The organism is Variovorax flavidus (genome assembly GCF_030317145.1).
Taxonomy (GTDB): domain Bacteria; phylum Pseudomonadota; class Gammaproteobacteria; order Burkholderiales; family Burkholderiaceae_C; genus Variovorax; species Variovorax flavidus.
Map to the genome: position 1 here is coordinate 113,265 of NZ_JASZYE010000008.1, position 23,795 is coordinate 137,059.

At 67.0% G+C, this 23,795-nt stretch carries 23 protein-coding genes; 18 read left to right on the forward strand and 5 right to left on the reverse strand.

What is annotated here, in order from left to right; genetic code table 11:
* Window positions 1-24 precede the first annotated feature (24 nt).
* The 3 genes from thiC (at window position 25) to QTH90_RS26580 (ending at window position 4,120) form a co-directional block, all read left to right on the forward strand.
* The gene (thiC, locus tag QTH90_RS26570) at window positions 25-1,908 is read left to right on the forward strand and encodes a phosphomethylpyrimidine synthase ThiC (protein WP_286667564.1); all 1,884 of its coding nucleotides are present in this window, start codon (window positions 25-27) and stop codon (window positions 1,906-1,908) included.
* 135 nt (window positions 1,909-2,043) lie between these two features.
* Window positions 2,044-2,736, forward strand: a complete 693-nt coding sequence (locus QTH90_RS26575) for an HAD family hydrolase (RefSeq protein ID WP_286667565.1) — start codon at window positions 2,044-2,046, stop codon at window positions 2,734-2,736.
* Window positions 2,737-2,746: 10 nt separating this feature from the next.
* Window positions 2,747-4,120 carry a patatin-like phospholipase family protein gene (locus QTH90_RS26580; protein ID WP_286667566.1) on the forward strand — a complete coding sequence of 458 codons (1,374 nt, stop codon included), beginning with the start codon at window positions 2,747-2,749 and terminating at the stop codon, window positions 4,118-4,120.
* A 2-nt stretch (window positions 4,121-4,122) separates the two neighbouring features.
* On the opposite strand, the gene QTH90_RS26585 is transcribed toward QTH90_RS26580, so the two are convergent.
* Entirely contained in the window at window positions 4,123-4,323 is a 201-nt protein-coding gene (locus QTH90_RS26585; RefSeq protein ID WP_286667567.1) for a hypothetical protein, read from the reverse strand.
* Between the two features lie 75 nt (window positions 4,324-4,398).
* Window positions 4,399-5,451 carry an AraC family transcriptional regulator gene (locus QTH90_RS26590; protein WP_286667568.1) on the reverse strand — a complete coding sequence of 351 codons (1,053 nt, stop codon included), beginning with the start codon at window positions 5,449-5,451 and terminating at the stop codon, window positions 4,399-4,401.
* Window positions 5,452-5,577: 126 nt separating this feature from the next.
* Between QTH90_RS26590 and QTH90_RS26595 the strand changes: the two genes are divergently transcribed.
* From QTH90_RS26595 to QTH90_RS26630, 8 genes are all read left to right on the forward strand, one after another.
* Complete coding sequence (locus QTH90_RS26595; RefSeq protein ID WP_286667569.1) at window positions 5,578-6,750, forward strand: isovaleryl-CoA dehydrogenase; 1,173 nt, start codon at window positions 5,578-5,580, stop codon at window positions 6,748-6,750.
* Between the two features lie 28 nt (window positions 6,751-6,778).
* Complete coding sequence (locus QTH90_RS26600; protein ID WP_286667570.1) at window positions 6,779-8,485, forward strand: AMP-binding protein; 1,707 nt, start codon at window positions 6,779-6,781, stop codon at window positions 8,483-8,485.
* The gene (locus QTH90_RS26605; RefSeq protein WP_286667571.1) at window positions 8,482-10,089 is read left to right on the forward strand and encodes a carboxyl transferase domain-containing protein; all 1,608 of its coding nucleotides are present in this window, start codon (window positions 8,482-8,484) and stop codon (window positions 10,087-10,089) included. Before QTH90_RS26600 ends, QTH90_RS26605 begins: the two co-directional genes overlap by 4 nt.
* 11 nt (window positions 10,090-10,100) lie before the next feature.
* Window positions 10,101-10,610: a DinB family protein gene (locus tag QTH90_RS26610; protein ID WP_286667572.1), complete on the forward strand. Its 510-nt coding sequence runs from the start codon at window positions 10,101-10,103 to the stop codon at window positions 10,608-10,610.
* Window positions 10,611-10,615: 5 nt separating this feature from the next.
* Window positions 10,616-11,404, forward strand: a complete 789-nt coding sequence (locus QTH90_RS26615; RefSeq protein ID WP_286667573.1) for an enoyl-CoA hydratase/isomerase family protein — start codon at window positions 10,616-10,618, stop codon at window positions 11,402-11,404.
* 124 nt (window positions 11,405-11,528) lie between these two features.
* The gene (locus tag QTH90_RS26620; RefSeq protein ID WP_286571190.1) at window positions 11,529-12,200 is read left to right on the forward strand and encodes a DUF4126 domain-containing protein; all 672 of its coding nucleotides are present in this window, start codon (window positions 11,529-11,531) and stop codon (window positions 12,198-12,200) included.
* Window positions 12,193-14,187 carry an acetyl-CoA carboxylase biotin carboxylase subunit gene (locus QTH90_RS26625; protein WP_286667574.1) on the forward strand — a complete coding sequence of 665 codons (1,995 nt, stop codon included), beginning with the start codon at window positions 12,193-12,195 and terminating at the stop codon, window positions 14,185-14,187. The genes QTH90_RS26620 and QTH90_RS26625 overlap by 8 nt, the downstream gene beginning before the upstream one ends.
* A 21-nt stretch (window positions 14,188-14,208) precedes the next feature.
* Window positions 14,209-15,138, forward strand: a complete 930-nt coding sequence (locus tag QTH90_RS26630; protein WP_286667629.1) for a 2-hydroxyacid dehydrogenase — start codon at window positions 14,209-14,211, stop codon at window positions 15,136-15,138.
* Between the two features lie 56 nt (window positions 15,139-15,194).
* Here the strand turns inward: QTH90_RS26630 and QTH90_RS26635 are convergent, their stop codons facing one another.
* Entirely contained in the window at window positions 15,195-15,911 is a 717-nt protein-coding gene (locus QTH90_RS26635) for a Crp/Fnr family transcriptional regulator (protein ID WP_286667575.1), read from the reverse strand.
* Window positions 15,912-16,158: 247 nt separating this feature from the next.
* Between QTH90_RS26635 and QTH90_RS26640 the strand changes: the two genes are divergently transcribed.
* The 7 genes from QTH90_RS26640 to QTH90_RS26670 all read left to right on the forward strand — a co-directional run bounded on the left by QTH90_RS26640 (window position 16,159) and on the right by QTH90_RS26670 (window position 21,844).
* Entirely contained in the window at window positions 16,159-17,079 is a 921-nt protein-coding gene (locus QTH90_RS26640) for a hydroxymethylglutaryl-CoA lyase (RefSeq protein WP_286667576.1), read from the forward strand.
* Window positions 17,079-17,567, forward strand: coding sequence for a YbaK/EbsC family protein (locus QTH90_RS26645; protein WP_286667577.1), 489 nt, complete (start codon window positions 17,079-17,081; stop codon window positions 17,565-17,567). The genes QTH90_RS26640 and QTH90_RS26645 overlap by 1 nt, the downstream gene beginning before the upstream one ends.
* Window positions 17,568-17,578: 11 nt before the next feature.
* The gene (locus QTH90_RS26650) at window positions 17,579-17,818 is read left to right on the forward strand and encodes a DUF1289 domain-containing protein (RefSeq protein WP_286667578.1); all 240 of its coding nucleotides are present in this window, start codon (window positions 17,579-17,581) and stop codon (window positions 17,816-17,818) included.
* Window positions 17,815-18,456, forward strand: a complete 642-nt coding sequence (locus QTH90_RS26655; RefSeq protein WP_286667579.1) for a 2-hydroxychromene-2-carboxylate isomerase — start codon at window positions 17,815-17,817, stop codon at window positions 18,454-18,456. Before QTH90_RS26650 ends, QTH90_RS26655 begins: the two co-directional genes overlap by 4 nt.
* A gap of 143 nt (window positions 18,457-18,599) precedes the next feature.
* Window positions 18,600-20,294: an MFS transporter gene (locus QTH90_RS26660; protein ID WP_286667580.1), complete on the forward strand. Its 1,695-nt coding sequence runs from the start codon at window positions 18,600-18,602 to the stop codon at window positions 20,292-20,294.
* 171 nt (window positions 20,295-20,465) lie between these two features.
* Entirely contained in the window at window positions 20,466-20,624 is a 159-nt protein-coding gene (locus QTH90_RS26665; protein WP_286667581.1) for a hypothetical protein, read from the forward strand.
* Between the two features lie 122 nt (window positions 20,625-20,746).
* The gene (locus QTH90_RS26670; RefSeq protein ID WP_286667582.1) at window positions 20,747-21,844 is read left to right on the forward strand and encodes a DnaJ C-terminal domain-containing protein; all 1,098 of its coding nucleotides are present in this window, start codon (window positions 20,747-20,749) and stop codon (window positions 21,842-21,844) included.
* On the opposite strand, the gene QTH90_RS26675 is transcribed toward QTH90_RS26670, so the two are convergent.
* The gene (locus tag QTH90_RS26675) at window positions 21,831-23,126 is read right to left on the reverse strand and encodes an acetyl-CoA hydrolase/transferase family protein (protein ID WP_286667583.1); all 1,296 of its coding nucleotides are present in this window, start codon (window positions 23,124-23,126) and stop codon (window positions 21,831-21,833) included. The two genes, QTH90_RS26670 and QTH90_RS26675, sit on opposite strands and share 14 nt — an antisense overlap.
* A gap of 67 nt (window positions 23,127-23,193) precedes the next feature.
* On the reverse strand, window positions 23,194-23,751 hold the full coding sequence (locus tag QTH90_RS26680) for a nucleotidyltransferase family protein (RefSeq protein WP_286667584.1): 558 nt from the start codon (window positions 23,749-23,751) through the stop codon (window positions 23,194-23,196).
* Window positions 23,752-23,795 lie beyond the last annotated feature (44 nt).

The window sequence follows — 23,795 nt, forward strand, 5'->3', positions numbered from 1 at the left end:
GTCCCACAACCAGGAGTGCCCCGCATGAATGCCATCGACAAGTTCGCGTCCCTTCTCACGCTCACGCGTGAGCCTTTCCCCGCCTCCAGCAAGAGCACCATCGCCGGCAGCCGGCCCGACCTGCGCGTGCCGGTGCGCGAGGTGCTGCTCACCAACGGCGAGCGTGTGTCGCTCTACGACACCTCTGGGCCGTACACCGATCCTGCCGCCGACATCGACGTGCGGCGCGGCCTGCCCGGCGTGCGCGATGCATGGATTGCCGAGCGCGGCGACACCGAAAGCTACGAAGGCCGCGTGCACCTGGCACTCGACGACGGCGCCACGCACGCCGACCGCGATGCGCAGCGCATCGCCGAACTGCGCGCCGGCGCAGCCGCCCTCCAGCGCACGCCACGGCGCGCCAAGGCAGGCGCCAACGTGACGCAGATGCACTACGCGCGCCGGGGCATCGTCACGCCCGAGATGGAATACGTCGCCCTGCGCGAGAACGGCCGCCGCGAATGGATGGCCGAGTACCTCGCCGACGAAGCGCGCGAGAAGCGCCTGGCCGGCAACCCGATGGGCGCGCGCATCCCGAAGATCATCACGCCCGAGTTCGTGCGCGATGAAGTGGCGCGCGGCCGCGCCATCATCCCGGCCAACATCAACCACCCCGAAGTCGAGCCGATGGCGATCGGCCGCAACTTCAAGGTCAAGATCAACGCCAACATCGGCAACTCGGCTGTCACCTCCAGCATCGAGGAAGAAGTCGAGAAGCTCGTGTGGGCCATCCGCTGGGGTGCCGACAACGTGATGGACCTTTCCACCGGCCGCAACATCCACACCACGCGCGACTGGATCGTGCGCAACAGCCCGGTGCCCATCGGCACGGTGCCGATCTACCAGGCGCTCGAAAAGGTCGGCGGCGTGGCCGAGGACCTCACCTGGGAGATTTACCGCGACACGCTGATCGAGCAGGCCGAGCAGGGCGTCGACTATTTCACCATCCACGCGGGGCTGCGGCTGCCCTTCATCCACCTCACGGCGGACCGCCGCACCGGCATCGTCTCGCGCGGCGGCTCGATCATGGCCAAGTGGTGCATCTCGCACCACAAGGAGAGCTTCCTCTACACGCACTTCGAGGACATCTGCGACATCATGAAGGCCTACGACGTGAGCTTCTCGCTCGGCGACGGCCTGCGCCCCGGCTGCGCATCGGATGCCAACGACGAGGCCCAGTTCGCCGAGCTGCGCACCCTCGGCGAGCTCACGCAGATCGCGTGGAAGCACGACGTGCAGACCATGATCGAAGGCCCGGGCCACGTGCCGATGCACCTGATCCAGGCCAACATGGACGAGCAGCTGAAGCACTGCCACGAGGCGCCGTTCTACACGCTCGGCCCGCTGACCATCGACATCGCGCCGGGCTACGACCACATCGCCAGCGCCATCGGCGCCGCCATGATCGGCTGGGCCGGCACCGCGATGCTGTGCTACGTCACGCCCAAGGAACACCTGGGCCTGCCGGATCGCGACGATGTGAAGCAGGGGATCATCGCGTACAAGATCGCGGCGCATGCGGCGGACGTCGCCAAGGGGCACCCCGGCGCGCGGGCGCGCGACGACGCACTCTCCAAGGCGCGCTTCGAATTCCGCTGGCAGGACCAGTTCAACCTCGGCCTCGACCCCGACACCGCGCGCGAATTCCACGACGAGACCTTGCCCAAGGACAGCAGCAAGGTCGCGCACTTCTGCTCCATGTGCGGTCCGAAGTTCTGCTCGATGAAGATCACGCAGGAGGTGCGCGAGTATGCAGCTCAACGCGGCATCGACGAGACCATCGCGGTCGAGGATGGCATGGCGGGCAAGTCGGCGGAGTTCAAGGCGGCGGGCGGCGAGATGTACATCCCGATCCAGGTCAAGACCTGACCCCCAGCCTGGCCCACTTCGTGTGGCTCTGACACCCCCTTCCAGGGGGCAACCCCGGCGGACCGGCGGAGCCGGCTCCGCGGGGTTCCATCGGCTTCGATCATCCGATTTGCTTCGTTGATACGATGGCCCCCCATGAATTCATTCCCTTTCGACGCCGTCCTCTTCGACTGCGACGGCGTCCTGGTCGACTCCGAACCCATCACCAACCGCGTACTGGCCGAGATGCTCGGCGAACTGGGCTGGAAGCTCAGCGTGGAAGAGTCCATGCGGCTCTTCGTGGGCAAGGCGGTGAAGGACGAGGTCGCGCTGATCGAGTCGAAGACCGGCTTCGCCATCACCGAGGACTGGCTCGACGGTTTCCGCATCCGCCGCAACGAGGCGCTGGAGCGCGACTTGCTCGCCATTCCCAACGCGGTGCAAGCCGTGCGGGCATTGCATGCGGCACTCGGCGGTCGCATTGCCTGCGCATCGGGCGCCGACCGGCTGAAGGTCGAACTGCAGCTCGACAAGATCGGCCTGCTCGACTGCTTCGCGGGCCGCATCTTCAGCGGCCACGAAACCCCGCGCTCCAAGCCTGCGCCGGATGTCTACCTGGCGGCTGCCGCCGCGCTGGGCGTGGACCCGGCGCGCTGCGCGGTGGTCGAGGACACCGTCACCGGCGCCATGGCAGGCGTTGCAGCGGGCGCGACCGTCTTCGGCTACAGCCCCACCGACCTCGGCCACAGCGGGCCCGACGCGCTGCGCGCCGTCGGCGTGGTGCACGTGTTCACCGACATGGCGCAGCTGCCGGCACTGCTGGCCGACTGGCGCCCCGTGCTCGCCTGAGACCACCCCGATGCGAGGCCTCCGCTTTTTCTGTGGCCTCCTGATCGCGGCGTGCGCCGCCGGCTGCTCGTCGCTGCGGCCCTGGCTCAACGACCCGCTGCCCGAGAACCCCCCGCCGCGTCTCGCCGTGGCCGCCAGTTCGGGCCGCGACCCGACCATCCTGGTGGCCGTCACGCTGTCCGGCGGCGGTGCACGCGCTGCCGCCTTCGGCTACGGGGTGCTGGCAGAACTCCACCGCACCCAGTTCGAGTGGAATGGCCGCACCACCGACCTGCTCGACGCCACCGACGTCATCAGCGGCGTCTCGGGCGGCAGCATCCTCGCGGCCTACTACGCGGCTTTCGGCGCCGAGAAGCTGCCCGATTTCGAACGCGACTTCCTCCGCCAGAATTTCCAGAACAGCCTCATCCTGCAGGCGCTGCGGCCCCGCAGCCTGTGGGACCTCAGCTCGCCCTGGTACGGCCGCTCCCATCTGCTGGCGCGCCGGCTCGACGAGATCTACGAGGGCAAGACCTACGCCGACATCGAGAGTCATCCCCGGCATCCGCAGCTCGTGATCGCCGCGACGGACATGTCGCTGGGCACGCCCTTCGAGTTCACGCAGGACCAGTTCGAGCTGATCTGTTCGGACCTGCAGACCGTGCCGCTCTCCTTCGCGGTCGCGGCATCGTCGGCGGTGCCCATCCTGTTGAGCCCGCTGACCCTGAAGAACTACGCCCAGGAATGCCATGACCGCGGCATCGTGCCGCGGTTGGCCTTGCGCGGGCAGGGCAACTACCGCGCACGCATGTTCCGCATGCAGGCGAACAGCTACCTCGATGCGCAGGCCCGCCCCTTCATCCATCTCGTGGACGGGGGCGTCGCGGACAACCTGGCCGTGCGCAGGCTGCTCGACCGCGCATTGCTCGGTGGGGGATTGCGCGAGAGCTTCGATGAGGTCGGCATTCCGCGCGGCAGCGTCCGCAAGCTGGTCCTGATCAGCGTCAACTCGGCGCGCGACCCGTCGAACAACGTCGACACCAGCGACAGGCTGCCGCGCGCCCGGGCCGTGGCCGACACCCTGCTGTTCGGCGCCGGCGCGCGCGCGGTGCTGGAAACGCAGGAATTCCTGCTCGACACCGCGCGGCAGTGGCGGGAGGACCTGAAGTCGCGCAGCACGGATGGGTCCGATGCGTTCGCTCCCGACGCGGAGATCCACGTAGTGCAGGTCAACCTCCGCGACGCCGCGGACGGCGAATTGCGGCTCCGCCTGCTTCAGGTGCCGACGGCGTTCTCGATCACGGACGAGGAGGTCACGCGGCTCATCGCCGCTGGGCGCAGCGCGCTGCGGCGCTCGCCCGAGTTCCAGGCGCTGCGCGGCTCATTGAACGTCCAGGGGGACTGAACTCAGTTGCTGGTGCGAACGGCCGCCTTGGCCATGGCGGCGATCGATTGGGTCATGGCCTTGGCGCGGCCGGACCACATGCGGGAGACCAGCTTGTCGGCGTTCTCGCTCACCGACGGATGGCTGCGGACGCGTCCTGAGGTGGCGATGAAGTCCATCAGGGCGGCAAACTCGGAGCTGTCGGTGTCGGGAACTTGATGCATCCGTCGATCCTAGGCGGGCCAATGCACCATTCCGGGGTGCCGCGCTGCGCCGAACGCACGCTGGGCGTGCTTTTTTCACGGATCGGCGGCCGAGACTGTAACGGGCTGCGCGCCGCGCCGGAAGGCGCCCGGCGTCATGCCCGCCCAGCCGCGGAAGGCTCGGGAAAAGCTCTTCTCGTTGCGGAAGCCCACAGCCAGCGCCACCTGCTTGATCGGCCGGTCGGTGCGGCGCAACTGCTCGGCGGCCAGTTCGTGCCGCACTTCATCCTTCAGCGCCTGCAGCGAGATGCCTTCTTCCAGCAGCTGGCGGTGCAAGGTGCGGGTGGAGAGGTTCAGCAGCTCGGCGAGCGCGTCGGCCGTGGCGGCTTCGCCGCCGCGCACCCGCAACAGCTCCCGCACGCGCTGCCCCAGCAGGCGGTCGCGGCGGTACTGGAGCACCGTGAGCGGCAGGGCGCGGCGCAGCATGGTCCGCAGCGCTCGCTCGTCCCGCTGGAGCGGCAAGGCCAGGTAGCGCTCGTCGAAGCTGTAGCCGGCCTGGGCCGCGCCGAAATGCAGTTCGCCGCCGAACATCAATGGATAGGCGTCGCGATGCGCCGGCGCCTCGAACGGGAACGAGGCTGCGCTCAGCGAGACCCGCGAATCGATCGCCCAGCAGGCGTAGCCGTGCAGGAAGCGCAGGCTCGAGACCAGGCAGAACTCCCGGAAGTCGCCCAGCGCGCGGTGCTCGGTGATGGACACGGTGGCGACGCCGCCGGCCACCGCCAGGTCGAGCGTGATGTCGTCCGTCAGCAGCCGGTGGTGCCTGCACCATCGCTTGATCGCCACGCCCAGGTTCGGCGAGCCCAGCGAGGCGCGGCACAACATGCCGTAGGTCCCCCACGGGAGACGGCGGGCGAACCAGCCGAGCGCCTCGTCGTCGAGTTGCTGCATCGCAAAGCCCGACAGCGCCTCGAACTGCGCCGCGGTGACGCGGGCCTGCGGATTATCGAGATCATGCGGCGCGATCTGTGCCTCCGCCAGCGCCTGGGACGGGTCGACGCCGTAGCGCTCGTAGCCCCTGACAATGGCGCGCACAAAGGCGATCGGCGTGGCGGCGCGGCTGCTGTTCCGCAGCGGGGACGAAGACATGGCGGGTCCGAGAGTGTGGCGTGATTTGCAACCATTGTGGCGCCAATTGCAACGGCACACGGCGTAAGCTGCGGCTTTCCGCGCGCGAAATTCCGGCGCGGCCGAACCGATTGAGGAGACACCCCCATGCACGATCCCGGCCTGAACTTCGACCTGGGCGACACCATCGACTCCCTGCGCGACGCGATCCAGACATTCGCCGCCGACGAGATTGCACCCCGCGCAGCCGAGATCGACCGCGACAACCTGTTCCCGGCCGACCTCTGGAAGAAGCTCGGCGACCTCGGCCTGCACGGCATGACGGTGAAAGAGGAATACGGCGGCACCGAGCTCGGCTACCTCGCGCACATCGTGGCGATGGAGGAGGTTTCGCGCGCGTCGGCCTCAGTCGGCCTTTCGTACGGCGCGCACTCCAACCTGTGCGTCAACCAGATCCACCGCAACGGCAGCGAGGCGCAGAAGAAGAAATACCTGCCCAAGCTGGTGAGCGGCGAGCACGTCGGCGCGCTGGCCATGAGCGAGCCGAATGCCGGCTCCGACGTCGTCAGCATGAAGCTGCGCGCCGAGAAGAAGGGCGACCGCTACGTGCTCAACGGCGGCAAGATGTGGATCACCAACGGCGGCGACGCCGACACGCTCGTGATCTACGCCAAGACCGAGCCCGAGATGGGCGCTCGCGGCATGACGGCCTTCATCGTCGAGAAGGGCTTCAAGGGCTTCTCGGCCGGCACCAAGCTCGACAAGCTCGGCATGCGCGGCTCCAACACCTTCCCGCTGTTCTTCGACAACTGCGAAGTGCCCGAAGAGAACGTGCTGGGCGGCGAAGGCATGGGCGCCAAGGTGCTCATGAGCGGCCTCGACTTCGAGCGTGCCGTGCTCTCCGGCGGGCCGCTGGGCATCATGGCCGCCTGCATGGACGCGGTGCTGCCTTTCGTGCATGAACGCCAGCAGTTCGGCCAGAGCATCGGCGAGTTCCAGCTCATGCAGGGCAAGCTGGCCGACATGTATTCGACGTGGCAGGCGACGCGGGCCTACGTCTATGCGGTCGGCAAGGCCTGCGACCGCAGCGACCACGCGCGCACCTTCCGCAAGGACGCCGCTGGCGCAATCCTCTATTCGGCGGAGAAGGCGACGTGGATGGCCGGCGAGGCGATCCAGGCGCTCGGCGGCGTGGGCTACACCAAGGACTTCCCGGTCGAGCGGCTCTGGCGCGATGCCAAGCTCTACGAAATCGGCGCCGGGACCAGCGAGATAAGGCGCATGCTGATCGGCCGTGAGCTGTTCTCCGAGACAGCCTGACCCGCAAGGCACCAGGAGCAAGAAAAAAATGGCCGCACTCACCGAAAGCATGGCGCGAGGCGCCACCGATGTGCCGCTGATCGAGCAGACCATCGGCGACTTCTTCGATGACATGGCGGCGCGGCAGGGCGACCATGAAGCCCTGGTCAGCGCCCACGAGTCGAAGCGCTACAACTACAGCGAACTCCAGCGCGAAGCCAACCGGCTCGCCAGCGCCCTGCTGGGCCTGGGCCTCGTGCCGGGCGACCGCGTCGGCATCTGGTCGCACAACAACGCGCCCTGGGTGCTGATGCAGCTCGCCACGGCGAAGATCGGCATCATCCTGGTCAACATCAATCCGGCCTACCGCACCTCCGAGCTCGAATACGCGCTCAACAAGGTGGCGTGCAAGGCGCTGGTCACGATGAAGAGCTTCAAGACCAGCGACTACGTCGGCATGCTGCGCGAACTCGCGCCCGAGTTGGCGGATGCCAAGCCCGGCGCACTGAACGCCGCGCGCCTGCCGCACCTGCGCACCGTGGCATGGATCGACACGCTGGCCGACAGCGGGGAACTGCCGGGGCTGCTGCGCTTCTCGACCCTGCTCGACAGCGGCACGCCCGATGACCCGCAGGTCGCCGCCATCGCGAAGACGCTGAAGGCGACGGACCCGATCAACATCCAGTTCACCAGCGGCACCACCGGCTTCCCCAAGGGCGCGACGCTCACGCACCGCAACATCCTGAACAATGGTTTCTTCATCGGCGAATGCATGAAGCTCTCGCCGGTGGACCGCCTGTGCATCCCGGTGCCGCTCTACCACTGCTTCGGCATGGTGCTGGGCAACCTCGCATGCATCACGCACGGCGCGACCATCGTCTATCCCAACGACGGCTTCGACCCGCTCACCGTGATGCAGACGGTGCAGGCCGAGAAGTGCACGGGGCTGCATGGCGTGCCGACCATGTTCATCGCCGAGCTCGACCATCCCCGCTTCAGGGAGTTCGACTTCTCGACACTGCGCACCGGCATCATGGCCGGCTCGCCGTGCCCCACCGAGGTGATGAAGCGCGTGGTCGACCAGATGCACCTGCGCGAGATCACCATCGCCTACGGCATGACCGAGACCAGCCCGGTGAGCTGCCAGAGCTCGACCGACACGCCGCTCGAAAAGCGCGTGTCCACTGTCGGCACGGTGCAGCCGCACCTGGAGATCAAGATCATCGATCCGGTCACGGGCGACACCGTCCCGACGGGCGTCTCCGGCGAGTTCTGCACGCGCGGCTATTCGGTGATGCACGGCTATTGGGAAGACGAGGAAAAGACCCGCGAAGCCATCGACGCCGAAGGCTGGATGCACACCGGCGACCTCGCCACCATGGACGCCGAAGGCTACGTGAACATCGTCGGCCGCATCAAGGACCTGGTGATCCGCGGCGGCGAGAACATCTACCCGCGCGAGATCGAAGAGTTCCTCTACCGCCATCCGAAGGTGCAGGACGTGCAGGTCGTCGGCCTGCCTGACAAGAAGTACGGCGAAGAGCTGTGCGCCTGGATCATCCCCAAGCCGGGACAGACCGCGACCGCCGACGAGATCCGCGACTTTTGCAAGGGCCAGATCGCGCACTACAAGGTGCCGAGGTACATCGAGTTCGTCACCGCGTTCCCGATGACGGTGACCGGCAAGATCCAGAAATTCAAGATTCGCGAAGCGATGAAGAGCCAGCTCGGGCTCGACGAGGACCAAACTGCATGAAGCTGGAGACGAAACTCAACGCCCGCTCGGCCGAATTCCAGGCCAACGCGACCGCCATGCGCGCACTGGTCGATGACCTGCACGCGCAGTTCGCCAAGGTCGAGGCCGGCGGCGGCGAGGCCGCGCGCAGCAAGCACACGGCGCGCGGCAAGCTCCTGCCACGCGATCGCGTCGCGCAACTGCTGGACCCGGGCACGCCCTTTCTCGAAGTGGCGCCGCTCGCAGCGCATGCGATGTACCACGGCGCCGCACCTGGCGCGGGGCTGATCGCCGGCATCGGCCGGGTCAGCGGCGTGGACTGCATGATCGTCTGCAACGACGCGACGGTGAAGGGCGGCACCTACTACCCGATGACCGTCAAGAAGCACCTGCGCGCGCAGGAGATTGCCGAGCAGAACCGCCTGCCCTGCATCTACCTCGTGGACTCGGGCGGCGCCAACCTGCCGAACCAGGACGAAGTGTTCCCCGACCGCGATCACTTCGGCCGCATCTTCTACAACCAGGCCAACATGAGCGCGCAGGGCATCGCACAGATCGCCGTGGTGATGGGCTCCTGCACGGCAGGCGGCGCCTACGTGCCGGCGATGAGCGACGAAAGCATCATCGTCAGGAACCAGGGCACCATCTTCCTGGGCGGCCCGCCGCTCGTGAAGGCCGCCACCGGCGAAGTCGTGACTGCCGAGGACCTGGGCGGCGGTGACGTGCACACGCGGCTGTCGGGCGTGGCCGACCACCTGGCGCAGAACGACCTGCATGCGCTGGCGCTGGCGCGATCGGCCGTCGCCAACCTCAACGCGCGGAACGGCAGCGGCGAGAAGCAGGCGACAGCCCCGCGCGCGCCCGGGTTCCCTGCCGACGAACTCTATGGCGTGATCCCTGTCGATACGCGCAAGCCTTTCGATGTGCGCGAGATCATTGCCCGCATCGTCGACGGCAGCGAGTTCCATGAGTTCAAGTCGCGCTTCGGCAGCACGCTGGTCTGCGGTTTCGCCGAGATCGAGGGGATGCCGGTGGGCATCGTCGCGAACAACGGCATCCTGTTCTCCGAATCGGCGCAGAAGGGCGCGCACTTCATCGAACTCTGCTGCCAGCGCAAGATCCCGCTGGTGTTCCTGCAGAACATCACCGGCTTCATGGTCGGGCGCAAGTACGAGAACGAAGGCATCGCGCGCCACGGCGCGAAGATGGTGACGGCCGTGGCCACGGCCAATGTGCCCAAGTTCACCATCATCATCGGGGGCAGCTTCGGCGCGGGCAACTACGGCATGTGCGGCCGCGCCTATTCGCCGCGCTTCCTCTGGATGTGGCCCAACGCGCGCATCAGCGTGATGGGCGGCGAGCAGGCCGCGAGCGTGCTCGCCACCGTCAAGCGCGATGGCATCGAGGGCAAGGGCGGGCAATGGAGCGCGGAGGAGGAAGAAGCCTTCAAGTCGCCGATCCGCCAGCAATATGAGGCACAGGGCCATCCCTACTACGCGACGGCGCGGCTGTGGGACGACGGCATCATCGACCCCGCCGACACGCGCCGCGTGCTCGCGCTGGGGCTGGCTGCGGCACGCAATGCGCCGATTCCCGAGCCGAAATTCGGCATCTTCCGCATGTGAGGACCGGCACCATGTCGCTCGCCAACTACTTCGCCAGCCTCGGGCGCTACCACGTGTGGGCGACCAACAGGCTCATCACGTCGAACCTCGCGGGCCTGTCCGACGAGGACTGGCACAAGGACTGCGGCCTGTACTTCCGCTCCGTGCACCTGACGGTCAACCACCTGCTGGTGACCGACAACATCTGGTACGCACGCTTCGCCGAAGGCAAGTCGCTGCGGATGTCGCTCGACACCGAGCTGCACACGGACCGCGCTGAAGTGTGCAGCGCGCTCGCCGCAGCCGTCACGCGCTGGAGCCCTTGGCTCGCGACCTTGCCGCCGGAGCGCTACGACGGCGACCTGGCCTACACGCGCAACAACGGCGAGCAGGTGCTGATCCCGTTCGCGCCGGCACTGGGCCACGTCTTCAATCACGCGACCCATCATCGCGGCCAGGTGGCTGCGGCGCTCACGGCCATGGCGCAACCGGGGCCGGAGCTGGACTGGGTTTATCTCCTTCAACAAGAAGCCAGGGAATGACACCGATGAGCGAATTCACCACCCTCGAACTCGCGGTCGAAGGCGCCGTTGCGCGCATCTGGCTCAACCGGCCCGAACTCCGCAATGCCTTCGACGACGTCGTCATCCGCGAACTCGGCGAGGCCTTTGCGCAGGCGAGTGCTGAAGCCGGGGTGCGGGTGATCGTGCTGGGCGCCAATGGCCCCGCGTTCTGCGCCGGCGCCAATCTGAACTGGATGCGCCGCGCAGCCGACTTCACGCATGAGCAGAACATCGCCGACGCAGGCGGCCTCGCCGCCATGCTGCGCACGATCCACGAAAGCCCCAAGCCGGTGATCGCCCGCGTGCAGGGCGACGTCTATGCGGGCGGCATGGGCCTGGTCGCCGCGTGCGATATCGCGGTGAGCGTGGACACGGCCTGGTACTGCCTGAGCGAAGTCAAGATCGGCCTGATCCCCGCCACCATCAGCCCCTACGTGTTGCGCGCCATGGGCACGCGCGCCGCGCAGCGCTGGTTCCTGACGGCCGAGCGTTTCACCGCGGCCGAGGCGCATCGCATCGGCTTCGTGCACGAGGTGGTCGCCGCCGATGCGCTGGACGCCAAGGTCGCCGAGATCGTGAAGGCTCTCACGAGCGCCAGCCCGGCGGCGGTGCGCGCCTGCAAGACGCTGATCGCGGACGTGGCGGGCCGCGAGATCGACGATGCGCTGGTCGCGAATACGGTGCAGGGCATCGCCGACATCCGCGCCAGCGAAGAAGGCCGCGAAGGCGTGCAGTCCTTCCTGCAGAAGCGCAAGCCGAGTTGGCTAGGTTGACGAACGTGGCGAACACTCGGTCCGTACCGGAAATCCCGTGGAACCGGCTTTGCCGGGCCACTGGGATTGCCCCCTGCAAGGGGGTGTCCGAGCCACACGCAGTGGGCGAGGCTGGGGGTGAGCCATGACCAGCCTTGACATGCCCCAACTGCTGGCGTTGGCTGCCGCTCTGGGCTGGGCCAGCGGCGTGCGGCTGTACCTCGTCGTGCTGTTGACCGGCCTGGCCGGCTACATGGGCTGGGTGCCGCTGCCGAACGGCCTGCACCTGCTGGCCCATCCGGTCGTGCTGGCGGCGAGCGGCTTCATGGTCTTCGTGGAGTTCTTCGCCGACAAGATCCCGGGGCTCGATTCGATCTGGGACATGGTCCATACGGCGATCCGCATCCCGGCCGGCGCCGCGCTGGCGGCGGGCGTGTTTGGCGCCGACCACGCGGCGATGGCGCTGGTCGCGGCCCTGCTCGGCGGCGGCTTCGCGGCGACCGCGCATGCGGCCAAGGCAACGACGCGCGCAGCGATCAACACCTCGCCGGAACCCTTCAGCAACGTCGGCGCTTCGCTGGTCGAGGACGGCATGGTGCCGGCAGGGCTCTGGCTCGCTGTCGCGCACCCGCTGGTGTTCGGCGTGCTCTTCATCGCCGTGCTGGTGCTCAGCGTGTGGCTGATCCGCAAGAGCTGGCGCTTCCTCAAATCTCTTTTCGGCCGCGTGGCCCGCATCTTCAGCGGCCGCCCCGATCCTGGCGTGGCCCCCGCGTTCCAGCTCAAGAAGAACTCCCCCGGAGACTCATCGAATGTTTAAGAAGATCCTGATCGCGAACCGTGGCGAGATCGCCTGCCGGGTTGCGGCGACCGCACGCCGCATGGCGATCCGCACCGTGGCCGTGTATTCCGATGCCGATGCGCACGCCAACCATGTGCGCGCCTGCGACGAGTCGGTGTACCTCGGCGGCAGCGCGCCCAAGGACAGCTACCTGCGCTGGGAAAAGATCCTCGAAGCCGCCAAGGCGAAGGGCGCCGAAGCGGTGCATCCCGGCTACGGCTTCCTCAGCGAGAACGAGGAGTTTGCGCAGGCCTGCGCCGATGCCGGCCTGGTCTTCATCGGCCCGCCGCCTTCGGCCATCAAGGCGATGGGCCTGAAAGCCGAGTCCAAGCAACTCATGGAGAAGGCCGGCGTGCCGCTGGTGCCCGGCTACCACGGCAGCGACCAGGACCCGGCTTTGCTGCAACGCGAGGCCGACCGCATCGGCTACCCCGTGCTCATCAAGGCCAGCGCAGGAGGCGGCGGCAAGGGCATGCGCGTGGTCGAGAAGGCCGGCGATTTTTCCGCAGCGCTGGCCTCGTGCCAGCGCGAGGCGATCAACAGCTTCGGCGACGACGCGGTGCTGATCGAAAAGTACGTGCAGCGCCCGCGCCACATCGAGATCCAGGTGTTCGGCGACACGAAGGGCAACTACGTCTACCTGTTCGAGCGCGATTGCTCGGTGCAGCGCCGCCACCAGAAGGTGCTGGAGGAAGCGCCCGCACCCGGCATGACGGACGCGATGCGCAAGGAGATGGGCGAGGCGGCCGTGGCCGCTGCGCGGGCGGTCAACTACGTCGGCGCGGGCACGGTGGAATTCATCGTCGAGCAGCGCGCCGATGGCAGCATGACCTTCTTCTTCATGGAGATGAACACGCGGCTGCAAGTGGAGCATCCGGTGACCGAAGCCATCACCGGGCTGGATCTCGTCGAATGGCAACTGCGTGTCGCTTCCGGCGAAACGCTGCCGCTGAAGCAGGACCAGCTGCAGATCCACGGCCATGCGATCGAGGCGCGCATCTGCGCCGAGAACCCCGACAACAACTTCCTGCCCGCCACCGGCACCTTGCACGTCTACCGCAAGCCACAGGCCACGGCCTTCCAGCGCAGCCGCGTGCGCATCGACGACGGCGTGCGCGAGGGCGGCGTGATCTCGCCTTTCTATGACTCGATGATCGCCAAGCTGATCGTCCATGGCGCCACGCGCGAGGAAGCGCTGGCCCGACTGGACCTGGCGCTGGCGCAGACGCACGTCGTCGGCGTCGCGACCAACGTGCAGTTCCTGCGCGGCATCCTGCGCACGGATTCGTTCGCGAATGCGAAGCTCGATACCGCTTTGATCGAACGCGAGCGCGCGGTGCTGTTCGATCAGGAGCCGCTGGGCCTGCCGCTCGCTGCCGCCGCCTCGATCGCTTGCACGCTGCTCGCGGAAACGGCGACGTCGACCGGCGACCCGTTCAGCCGGCGCGATGGCTGGCAGTCGCACGGCGTCGCCACGCGGCCCTTCGAATTCGAGTTCCGCGGCGAGCCGAAGAGCGCCGCGCTGCGCTACCTGCACGATGGCGCGCTGTCGCTGCAAGTCGGCGACGTGTCGGGGCCGCTGGAGATCGGCAGTTTTCCGTCGGGCGAACTCGAACTGCAGTTCGACGGCCATCGCCACACGCTCAACGTCTACGAAGACCAGGCCACGGCCTATGTCTTCGCGGCGCACGGTGCGACGAAGATCACCGCCATCGACCGCCTCGCCCATGCGGGCGACACGCACGCCGAGGGCGGCCGGCTCACCGCGCCGATGCCCGGCAAGGTCGTGTCCTTTGCGGTCAAGGCGGGCGACAAGGTCAGCCGTGGCCAGCCGCTTGCGGTGATGGAGGCGATGAAGATGGAACACACGATCGCGGCGCCGGCGGACGGCACGGTCGAGGAGCTGCTGTATCTGCCGGGCGATCAGGTCACCGAGGGGGCAGAGCTTCTGCGGATCGGAGCTTAAGCTTCGGGGATGACCTCCCGAATCCGAATCACTGTCTGCCTGACCGACAACCGCCCCGATCCGTGGATCGAGGGCCTCCGCGCCGCCTTGCCTGAAGCCGAGGTGGAGAACTGGGCGCCCGGCGCCGCGCCGGCCGATCACGCCGTGGTCTGGGCTCCGCCGCAGGCCCTGCTCGACGATCAGCCCGGCTTGCGCGGCATGTTCAACATCGGCGCCGGTGTCGACGCGCTGCTCAAGCTCAAGGTGCCATCGCAGACCCGCGTCGTGCGGCTCGACGATGCGGGCATGTCGGTGCAGATGGCCGAGTACGTCTGCCATTTCCTGATCCGGCATTTCCGCGAATTCGACGCCTATGAAGCCGAGGGCCGCGCGGGCCGCTGGAGCTATCGCAAGCCGCGCGATCGCAAGGATTTCTCCGTAGGCGTCATGGGACTCGGCGTGCTGGGCGAGCGCGTGGCAAAGGCCGTCAGCCAGTTCGAATTTCCGGTCAACGGCTGGAGCCGCTCGGCCAAGGCCATCGACGGCCTGCGCTGCTATTCCGGCGAGTCGGAGTTCGACGCCTTCCTCGGCGCGAGCCGCGTGCTCGTCAATCTGCTGCCGCTGACGCCGGCCACGCGTGGCATCCTCAACCGCGACACGCTCTCGAAGCTCAATGGCGGCCAGCCCGGCGGCTACCTGATCAACGTCGCGCGGGGTGCGCATCTCGTGGATGCGGACCTGATTCCGTTGCTCGACAGCGGCCAGCTGGCCGGCGCGACGCTCGATGTGTTCGAGGTGGAGCCGCTGCCGGGCGTGCATCCGTTCTGGCGCCATCCGAAGATCACCGTCACGCCGCACGGTTCCGCGCGCACCGAACGCGAGGCCTCGATCGCCCAGATCGCCAGCAAGATCCGCGCGATGGAGCAGGGCGAGCCGATCGCGGGCGTCGTCGACGTCACGCGCGGGTACTAGTCACCCGCCCCATGCCTGCGGCCCGGCAGAGCCGGTTCCGCGGTATTCCTGCTCGGTCAGGCGGCGGCGCTTGAAATCGCGTCCTGCCGCTTCACTGCGATCTGCTGCTCCAGCCGCTTCCGGTCGGCCAGCAGGCGGCCGGCAACCAGCGTCACGACCTCGAAGCCGAACGCCGGATTCTGGTAGTACAGCTGCTTGAAAGTCAGCTCGTCGATACGCAGCACGTTGCAGTCCGTCACGCAGCGGGCGGTCAGCGAGCGGCGCTTGTCGGGTGCGAAGAAGGCGATCTCGCCGAACAGGCGACCCTCTTCCATCACCTCGCCGATCTCCACGAATTCGATGCGGCCCGCGGCAAGGAAGTACAGGTGCGTGGCGGTTTCGCCCTTGTGGAACAGCACGTGGCCGGCCTTCAGGCGCTTGCTGCGCATGTAGGGCCGCAGCCAGACGCCCGACAGGTCGCTCGCCTCCGCTGCCGCGCTCACGCGGCGCGTCAGCCGCACCATCTGGGCCGTGCGCACGATGTTGATCGGCAGCAGCGCGCCGTGCAGCAGCACCATCAGCAACGAGGGGTGCAAGGCCCCATAGACCAGGAAGCCGAGATTGCTGCCGACCGCCAGGCAGCGCAGGGGGATCATGGTCTTGACCAGGGAACTGACAACCACCAGCGCGCCCGCGATGCCTGCCGAGCACAGCGCGATGATTCCCGAGGGCGTGGCGAGCGCCTGCGCAAGGCCCGCGTTGGCGGCGTCGATCAGTGCTTGCGTTGACAGCATTTCTGCTCCTGGTAGAGGCCCGCATAAGGCCTTGTGCAATGTGCCACAGCCGTGCGTATTGCAAGTCCTGCGCCCGAGCCGGGACAAACCCTGATGCCTTGCCGCCTGCCTGACCGTGGAGCAAAAGGCCTGATGAATGCACCTCCCACGCGCCGCATAGGCCTTGGGCCTACCTCAGTCTTATTGAAGACAGCGAAAATGACGGATGCGCCGCGAGGCACGCTCCCATTCTTCGAACGAGACCCCCATGAAACTTCCCTCCAGAGTCAAGATCGTCGACGTCGGCCCGCGCGACGGGCTTCAGAATGAAAAGCAGCCGGTGTCGGCCGAGACCAAGATCGGGCTGGTGCACCGCTTGCAGGACGCGGGGCTCAGGGAGATCGAGGTCACCAGCTTCGTATCGCCCAAGTGGGTGCCGCAGATGGCCGACAACGCGGAGGTCATGCATGGCATCCAGCGCAAGCCCGGTGTCCGCTATTCGGTGCTGACGCCCAACATGAAAGGCTTCGAAGCCGCCATCGCCGCGCCGCGCGAGGAATGGCCCGACGAGATCGTGGTGTTCGGCGCCGCCAGCGAGGCCTTCAGCCAGCGCAACATCAACTGCTCCATCGCCGAGAGCATCGAGCGCTTCCGGCCTGTGGTCGAGGCGGCGCGCGAGAAGGGCATCTACGTGCGCGGCGCGATGTCGTGCACCGTCGGCTGCCCGTATGAAGGCGAGATCGCGCCGTCGCGCGTCGACATGCTGGCCGGGCTCATGAAGGAGATCGGCGTGCAGCACGTGGGTGTCGCCGACACCATCGGCGTGGGCACGCCACTCAAGGTGCAGCGTGCGCTGGAGGCCACGCTGAAGCACTACGGCATCGACGATGTGTCGGGCCACTACCACGACACCTACGGGCAGGCACTGGGCAACACGCTCGCGAGCCTGGAGATGGGCGTGTGGCAGTACGACACCTCGTCCGCCGGCCTTGGCGGCTGCCCCTACGCCAAGGGCGCGACCGGCAATGTCGCGACCGAGGACGTGGTCTACATGCTGCACGGCATGGGCATCGAGACCGGCATCGACCTCGACAAGCTGATCGATGCGGGCGTCTACATCAGCGAGGCGTTGGGCCGCGAGCCGAACTCGCGCGCCTCGAAGGCCATTCGCACGAAGAGGGCTGCCTGATGTGCGGTGCCGAGCTGAGTTCATTGCCCGATGGCGTGCAGCGCGTCGCGCGCCTCCTTCAGGACAAGGGCCATCCGCATGCGCCGCAGATGCTCGACGATGCCGCGCGCACCGCGCAGCAGGCCGCCGATGCGCTGGGGATCGACGTGGGGCAGATCGCCAAGAGCATCGTCTTTCGTCGCAAGACGGACGACGTCGCGGTGCTGGTCGTGACCTCGGGCGACAAGCGCGTGGACGAGAAGAAGGTCGCGGAGCTGGTCGGCAAGCTCGGCCGTGCCGACGCGGACTTCGTCAAGTCACGCACCGGCTTCTCGATCGGCGGCGTCTCGCCCTTCGCGCATGCCACGCCGCCGGTGATGCTGATCGATCGGGAGCTGTTCCGCTTCGAGGACATCTGGGCGGCCGCGGGCCATCCGCACGCGGTCGTGCGGCTGCGTCCGCAAGACCTCGAAGCCTTGACCGGTGCGCCGGTCGCGGACGTGGTGTGACGGCAGACGCCGTGGCAACACTGGCCGAGCGTGCCGAGGCCGCGCTTGCCGCCGTGGGCGATGTGCCGTCGCCCTGCATCTCCATCTGCCGCATGGACGCGGCCAGCGGCTTCTGCCAGGGCTGCCTGCGCACCATCCAGGAAATTGCCGCGTGGAGCCGCATGGGCGAGGCGGACAAGCGCAGCGTCTGGCGCGCGATCGAGTTGCGCGCGCAGGCGGGTTTCCTCATCCCCGAGGGAGACAGGCCATGAAGCACATCACTTTCCATCTCGACTTCATTTCGCCCTATGCGTACCTGGCCTTCGAGCAACTGCCGCAAGCGCTCGAAGGGCTGAGCTACAGCGTGGCCTACCGGCCGGTGCTGCTCGGTGCGCTGCTCAAGCACCATGGCCAGCTCGGGCCGGGCGAGATCCCTGCGAAGCGCACGTGGACCTATCGCCACGTGCTGTGGCTCGGCCACCAGCACGGCATCCCGATCCAGATGCCTGCCACGCATCCCTACAACCCGCTGCCGCACCTGCGCCTGGCGCTGGCGACCACGCCGGACGGTGACATCAGCCGGCACGTGGCCGAGACCATCTTTCGCGACGTGTGGCGCACGAGCGGCGAGGCGGGTGACGCCGCCCGGCTCGCCGCGCTGGCAGCACAACTGAAGCAGGTGCGCGACGCGGGCAGCGACGAAGCCAAGGCGCAGCTCAAGGCCAACACGGATGAAGCCATCGCCCAGGGCGTCTTCGGCGTGCCGGCCTTCGTCGTCGACGGCCATCTGTTCTGGGGTTTCGATGGCCTTGCCATGCTGCGCGCCTACCTTGAAGGCGACGCATGGTTCAGCGGCCCGGACTGGGCCGGCGCCGACCAGCGGCCTTCGCTGCTCCGCAGCAATCGCTGACTTTCTTACAGGCTGAAACGCGGCCTGCGGGTTTCACCTTAAGTCGTCAGCAAGCGTTCAGTTTGGCGACAGGCTCGGGTCAGTCGGCACTCCAAGAATGCATCACGTCCCACGCCGTGGGCGCATATTTCTAAGGAGACGACATGGCAGCCACACTAGATTCACGGGGAGCGCCGCACAGCGCCCCCCGACCCATGAGTGCCGAGGAGAAGAAAGTCATCTTCGCCTCGTCCCTCGGGACCGTGTTCGAGTGGTACGACTTCTACCTCTACGGTTCGCTCGCGGCGATCATCGCCAAGCAGTTCTTCAGCGGCCTGGATGCGGGCGCGGCCTTCATCTTCGCGCTGCTGGCCTTTGCGGCGGGCTTCCTGGTTCGGCCTTTCGGCGCCATCGTGTTCGGCCGGCTCGGCGACATGATCGGACGCAAGTACACCTTCCTGGTCACCATCCTGATCATGGGCCTGTCGACCTTCATCGTCGGCCTGCTGCCCAGCTACGCGACCATCGGCGTCGCGGCGCCGGTCATCCTCATCGCATTGCGCATGCTGCAGGGCCTGGCTCTCGGCGGCGAGTACGGCGGTGCAGCCACCTACGTGGCCGAGCACTCGCCGCACGGCAAGCGCGGTGCGTACACCTCGTGGATCCAGACCACTGCAACGCTCGGCCTGTTCCTGAGCCTGGTGGTCATTCTCGGCGTGCGTGAAGGCATGGGCGAGGCCGCGTTCGCCGAATGGGGCTGGCGCATTCCGTTCCTGGTGTCGATCCTGCTGCTCGGCGTGTCGGTGTGGATTCGCCTGTCGCTGTCGGAATCGCCCGCATTCCAGAAGATGAAGGCCGAGGGCAAGACCTCGAAGGCGCCGCTGTCCGAATCCTTCGGCCAGTGGAAGAACCTCAAGATCGTGATCCTGGCGCTCATCGGCCTGACCGCCGGCCAGGCCGTGGTCTGGTACTCGGGCCAGTTCTATGCGCTCTTCTTCCTGACGCAGCAGCTCAAGGTCGATGCGACCACCGCCAACCTGATGATCGCGGCCGCACTGCTGATCGGCACGCCCTTCTTCGTCGTGTTCGGCACGCTCTCGGACAAGATCGGCCGCAAGCCGATCATCATGGCCGGCTGCCTGCTGGCCGTGGTCACGTACTTCCCGGTCTTCAAGATGCTGACCGAAGCCGCGAACCCCGACCTCGCCCGCGCACAGGCCACGGCCGGCGTGACGGTGACGGCCGATCCGCGCTCGTGCTCCTTCCAGGGCAACCCGGTGGCACGCGAGATCGACTTCAGCAGCTCCTGCGACATCGCCAAGCGCTACCTGGTGCAGAACTCGGTGAGCTACGAGCGCGTCGATGGCCCGGCCGGCTCCCCGGCGGTCGTCAAGATCGGCGACGTGGCCATCACCGCCCCGAGCGGCAACGTGGTCAATCACAAGTTCGACGAAGCCTCCGCCAAGGAGATCGCCGCGTTCAAGAAGAGCGTGGGCGAACAACTGAAGGCCGCCGGCTACCCGACCAAGGCCGACCCGGCCAAGATCAACAAGGTCTTGACGGTGGTGCTGCTGTTCTGGCTGGTGCTGCTCGTGACGATGGTCTATGGCCCGATCGCCGCGATGCTGGTCGAACTCTTCCCGACCCGCATCCGCTACACCTCGATGAGCCTGCCGTATCACATCGGCAACGGCTGGTTCGGTGGTCTGCTGCCGACGACTGCGTTCGCGATCGTTGCCAGCACCGGCAACATGTACAACGGCCTCTGGTACCCGATCGTCATCGCCGCGATGACGCTGGTGGTGGGCACGATCTTCATTCGTGAGACGAAGGATGTGGACATCTACGCCAACGACTAGCTAACCCCCAGGCTTTTTCACTTCGTGTAAACGCCTACCCCCTTGCAGGGGGCAATACCTGCGGCCCGGCGAAGCCGGTTCCGCGGTATTTCCCGGCTTGGGTGGGGAGTTTTTATGGGCCTCGCGCCTTGCGGTGCGGGGCCTTTTTCATTTCAGTCAGGAGATTGGGTCATGTGGAAGATCGGGATTGGGTTTGCCATCTTTGCGGTTGTCGTGTTGTTCGTCTTGATGAAGGCGGGGGACAAGGTGGACATGTCGGGGGAGAAGCACGGCGGGGACTCGATGCACGCGCCGGCGACTGCACCGGCTGCGGGTGAAGCATCGAAATAGGCACCTCTGAGTGCTGAAAGACGTCGATGACGGCTTCGACGCTCGATTAACATTCGTGCCGGCAGGCCGTCGCTTCCATCGGGACATCGTCCCGAACGCCGAGCCTGGACAAGGACACTGATTTGGGCACCGAGAACGCTTTCACCGAACTGGGCTTGGCACCTGATGCGACCGACAGCGAGGTGAAGGCAGCATGGCGCCGGCTCGTCTCGCAGTGGCATCCGGACCGCAACGACAGTTCCGATGCGGTGGCCAAGATGCAGCGCATCAATCAGGCGTTCGAGGAAATCCGTCGTGCCGGAACCCGTGTGCGCACGGATGACGCGGCCGCTGACGGCGCAGCGCCTGGCACAGCGCAAGAAAACGCCCGCGGATTCGACGACGACGGTACGGCGTCGCGGCACGCCGACGGCGCGCATCGGTCGCGTCGGCCCATCTCCCGCAAGGTCAAGCTCACGCTGGAGGAAGCCGCCATCGGTTGCATCAAGGTGCTGCGCGGCAAGGTCACCGATGTCTGCTCGACCTGCGCGGGCGCAGGTCATCAGGTGCTCGGCGGAAACTGCGCCCAGTGCGGCGGCTCGGGCGCCATGCCGAAGCGCTCCTTCTTCGGATGGCCCAGTGGCTACTACGAGTGCGATGCCTGCCTGGGCGGCGGCATCGCGAGGCAGCCGTGCCCGGCCTGCGACGGCTCCGGCAAGATGGATGCGCGCGCGTACAAGATCAAGGTTCGCATCCCGCATGGCGTGCGCCATGGGGACCTGCTGCATGTCGCTGGAGGACGCTCGCGTCCGGACAGCCCTCCCGCAGACCTCGAGATCCGCGTCGAGGTGTCGGAGCACGCGTTCTTCCAACTCGATGGCGACGGCACGATCCGATGCGAGATCCCGGTCGATGGTTTTGCGTGGATCGCCAACCGGTCGATCCAGGTGCCGACCGTCACCGGCCTGCACGCGCTGCAGCTGGACCGCGAGCAACTCTCCTACCGCCTGAAGGGCCAGGGCTTCCCGACGACGCGCCGTGGTGCGCGCGGGGATCAGGTGATCACGCTCTCGCCGATCTTCCCGGATTCGCTCAGCACGGATCAGCAGATCCTGCTCGACCAGCTTCTGGCCACGACCTCGGGCGGCGGGCACAGCCCGGACTCTCGCCTTCGCGCGTGGAGCCGAGACCTTCGTGCCTGGGAGCGGGGCTTGTCCGGCCGAGGCGCTACAGGAGCCTGATGCGCGCGGCCTGCGCCGCAAGCTCTTCGCGGAAGGCGGGGTGCGCGATGCCGATGAGTTCGCGGGCACGCTGCTTCGCCGACTTGCCGCGCAACTGCGCCACGCCGTACTCGGTCACGACATAGTTGATGTCGTTCTTGCTGGTCGTCACGTGGGTGCCCGGCGAAAGCACCGGCACGATGCGCGAGACGGTGTCGCCCTTGGCCGTCGATGGCAGCACGATGAATGCCTTGCCACCCCGCGACCGGTTGGCGGCACGCACGAAGTCGGACTGGCCTCCGGTTCCCGAGAACGGTGCCGAGCCGAGGCTCTCCGAGCCGCATTGCCCCAGGAGGTCGATCTGCAGGGTGGCGTTGATCGCGACCAGGTTGTCGTTCATGCCCGCCAGCGCCGGGTCGTTGGTGTAGTTCACCGGATGCATCTCCAGCGCGGGGTTGCGGTTCATGTACCGGTAGAGCTTCCCGGAGCCCAGCGCGAAGGTGGCGATCATCTTGCCCGGCAGGTAATTCTTGCGTCGATTGGTGACGGCCCCGCACTCCACCAGCGACAGGATGCCGTCGCCGATCATCTCGGTGTGAATGCCGAGATCGCGCTTGTGCGCCAGTTGCATGACCACGGCATCGGGAATGCCGCCATAGCCGATCTGCAACGTGGAGCCGTCGTCGATCATGTCGGCCACGTACTTGCCGATGGCTTCCTGCACGACGCCGATCTTCGGGAGGCCGACCTCGAGCACCGGCTCTTCGCTCTCGACCAGGGCGGCGACCTTCGACACATGCACACGGCAGTTGCCGAATGCAAAGGGCACATGCGGATTCACCTCCAGCACCACGGCGCGCGCCTTGGCGACCGCGGCCATGGTGTAGTCGGCGCCGAGGCTGAGCGCGAAGAAGCCCTGCTCGTCCATGGGGGAGGCCATGCTGAACACGACGTCCGCGGGCACCAGCCCGCGTTCGATCTGGTCGGGGATCTCCGAGAAGTAGTTCGGAATGAAATCGACCCAGCCGGCCTGTCCGCCCTCGCGCGTGGCGCCGCCGAAGAAATAGGCGACGTGGCGGACATGGTCCACCGTGGCCGGATCGATGTAGCCGTACTTCCGCAGCGCGAGGATCTGGCCGACCTTGACGTCGCGGAAATCCAGGCGCTGCTCCGACAGTGCCGTCAGGAGCGTTGGCGGTTCACCGACACCCGTTGGCACGACGATGAAGTCGCCATCGCGCACGTGGCGCACGGCTTCGGCCGGCGTGGTCCGCCGTTGCTGGTACATCTCGCGTGGCGACATTCTCGGGTCTCCCGTGGGAGCGACGGCCCCCGCTGACCTCATTCTGAGGCCGATCCCGTGGTGGCCGCTAGGTGGCGCAGTCCGCCTGAATCTGCAGCCACGACCAGCGCGCGCGATAGGACGCGGATTTCTCGTGGAACAGATCGCGATGGGGTACGAGCGGGTTCATCGTCAACAGGCCGTCGTACAGCATGGCGAGGCCGTTCGGCGCATAGAGATCACCCGGCCGGATGCCGACGCACGTCGCGGGAACGAGGAAGCGGTCGATTCCGTCGCGGGCGCTGCGCAGTTCCTCGTAAGGCTGGCCGAAGTGCGATTCGTACCAGAGGTGAACGCGCGCCTGGTTCGACGCCTCGATCGTGACGCCGAGGTCGCCGAGCGCTTCATCGACGCGCGCTTGCACCCGGCGCTCACCCTCTTCGCTCGTGTCGCTGGCGTCGAAATAGAACAGGTCGTAGTCCTTGATGCCCGCTTCTGGCGCATGGCCGGACCGCAGGTTCCACACCGTTTGGAAGAGGCAGCCGGCGACCAGCCATCCGTCCGGGAGGTTCAAGGCGGGCCATCGGTCGAGGATGGCCCGGTTGTTGCGATTCCTGAGAATGTCGGCGATGAAGCGTTCTTGCATGGCGCTCAATGGATTCCTGGCCGGCGATTGTCACCATCTTTTGA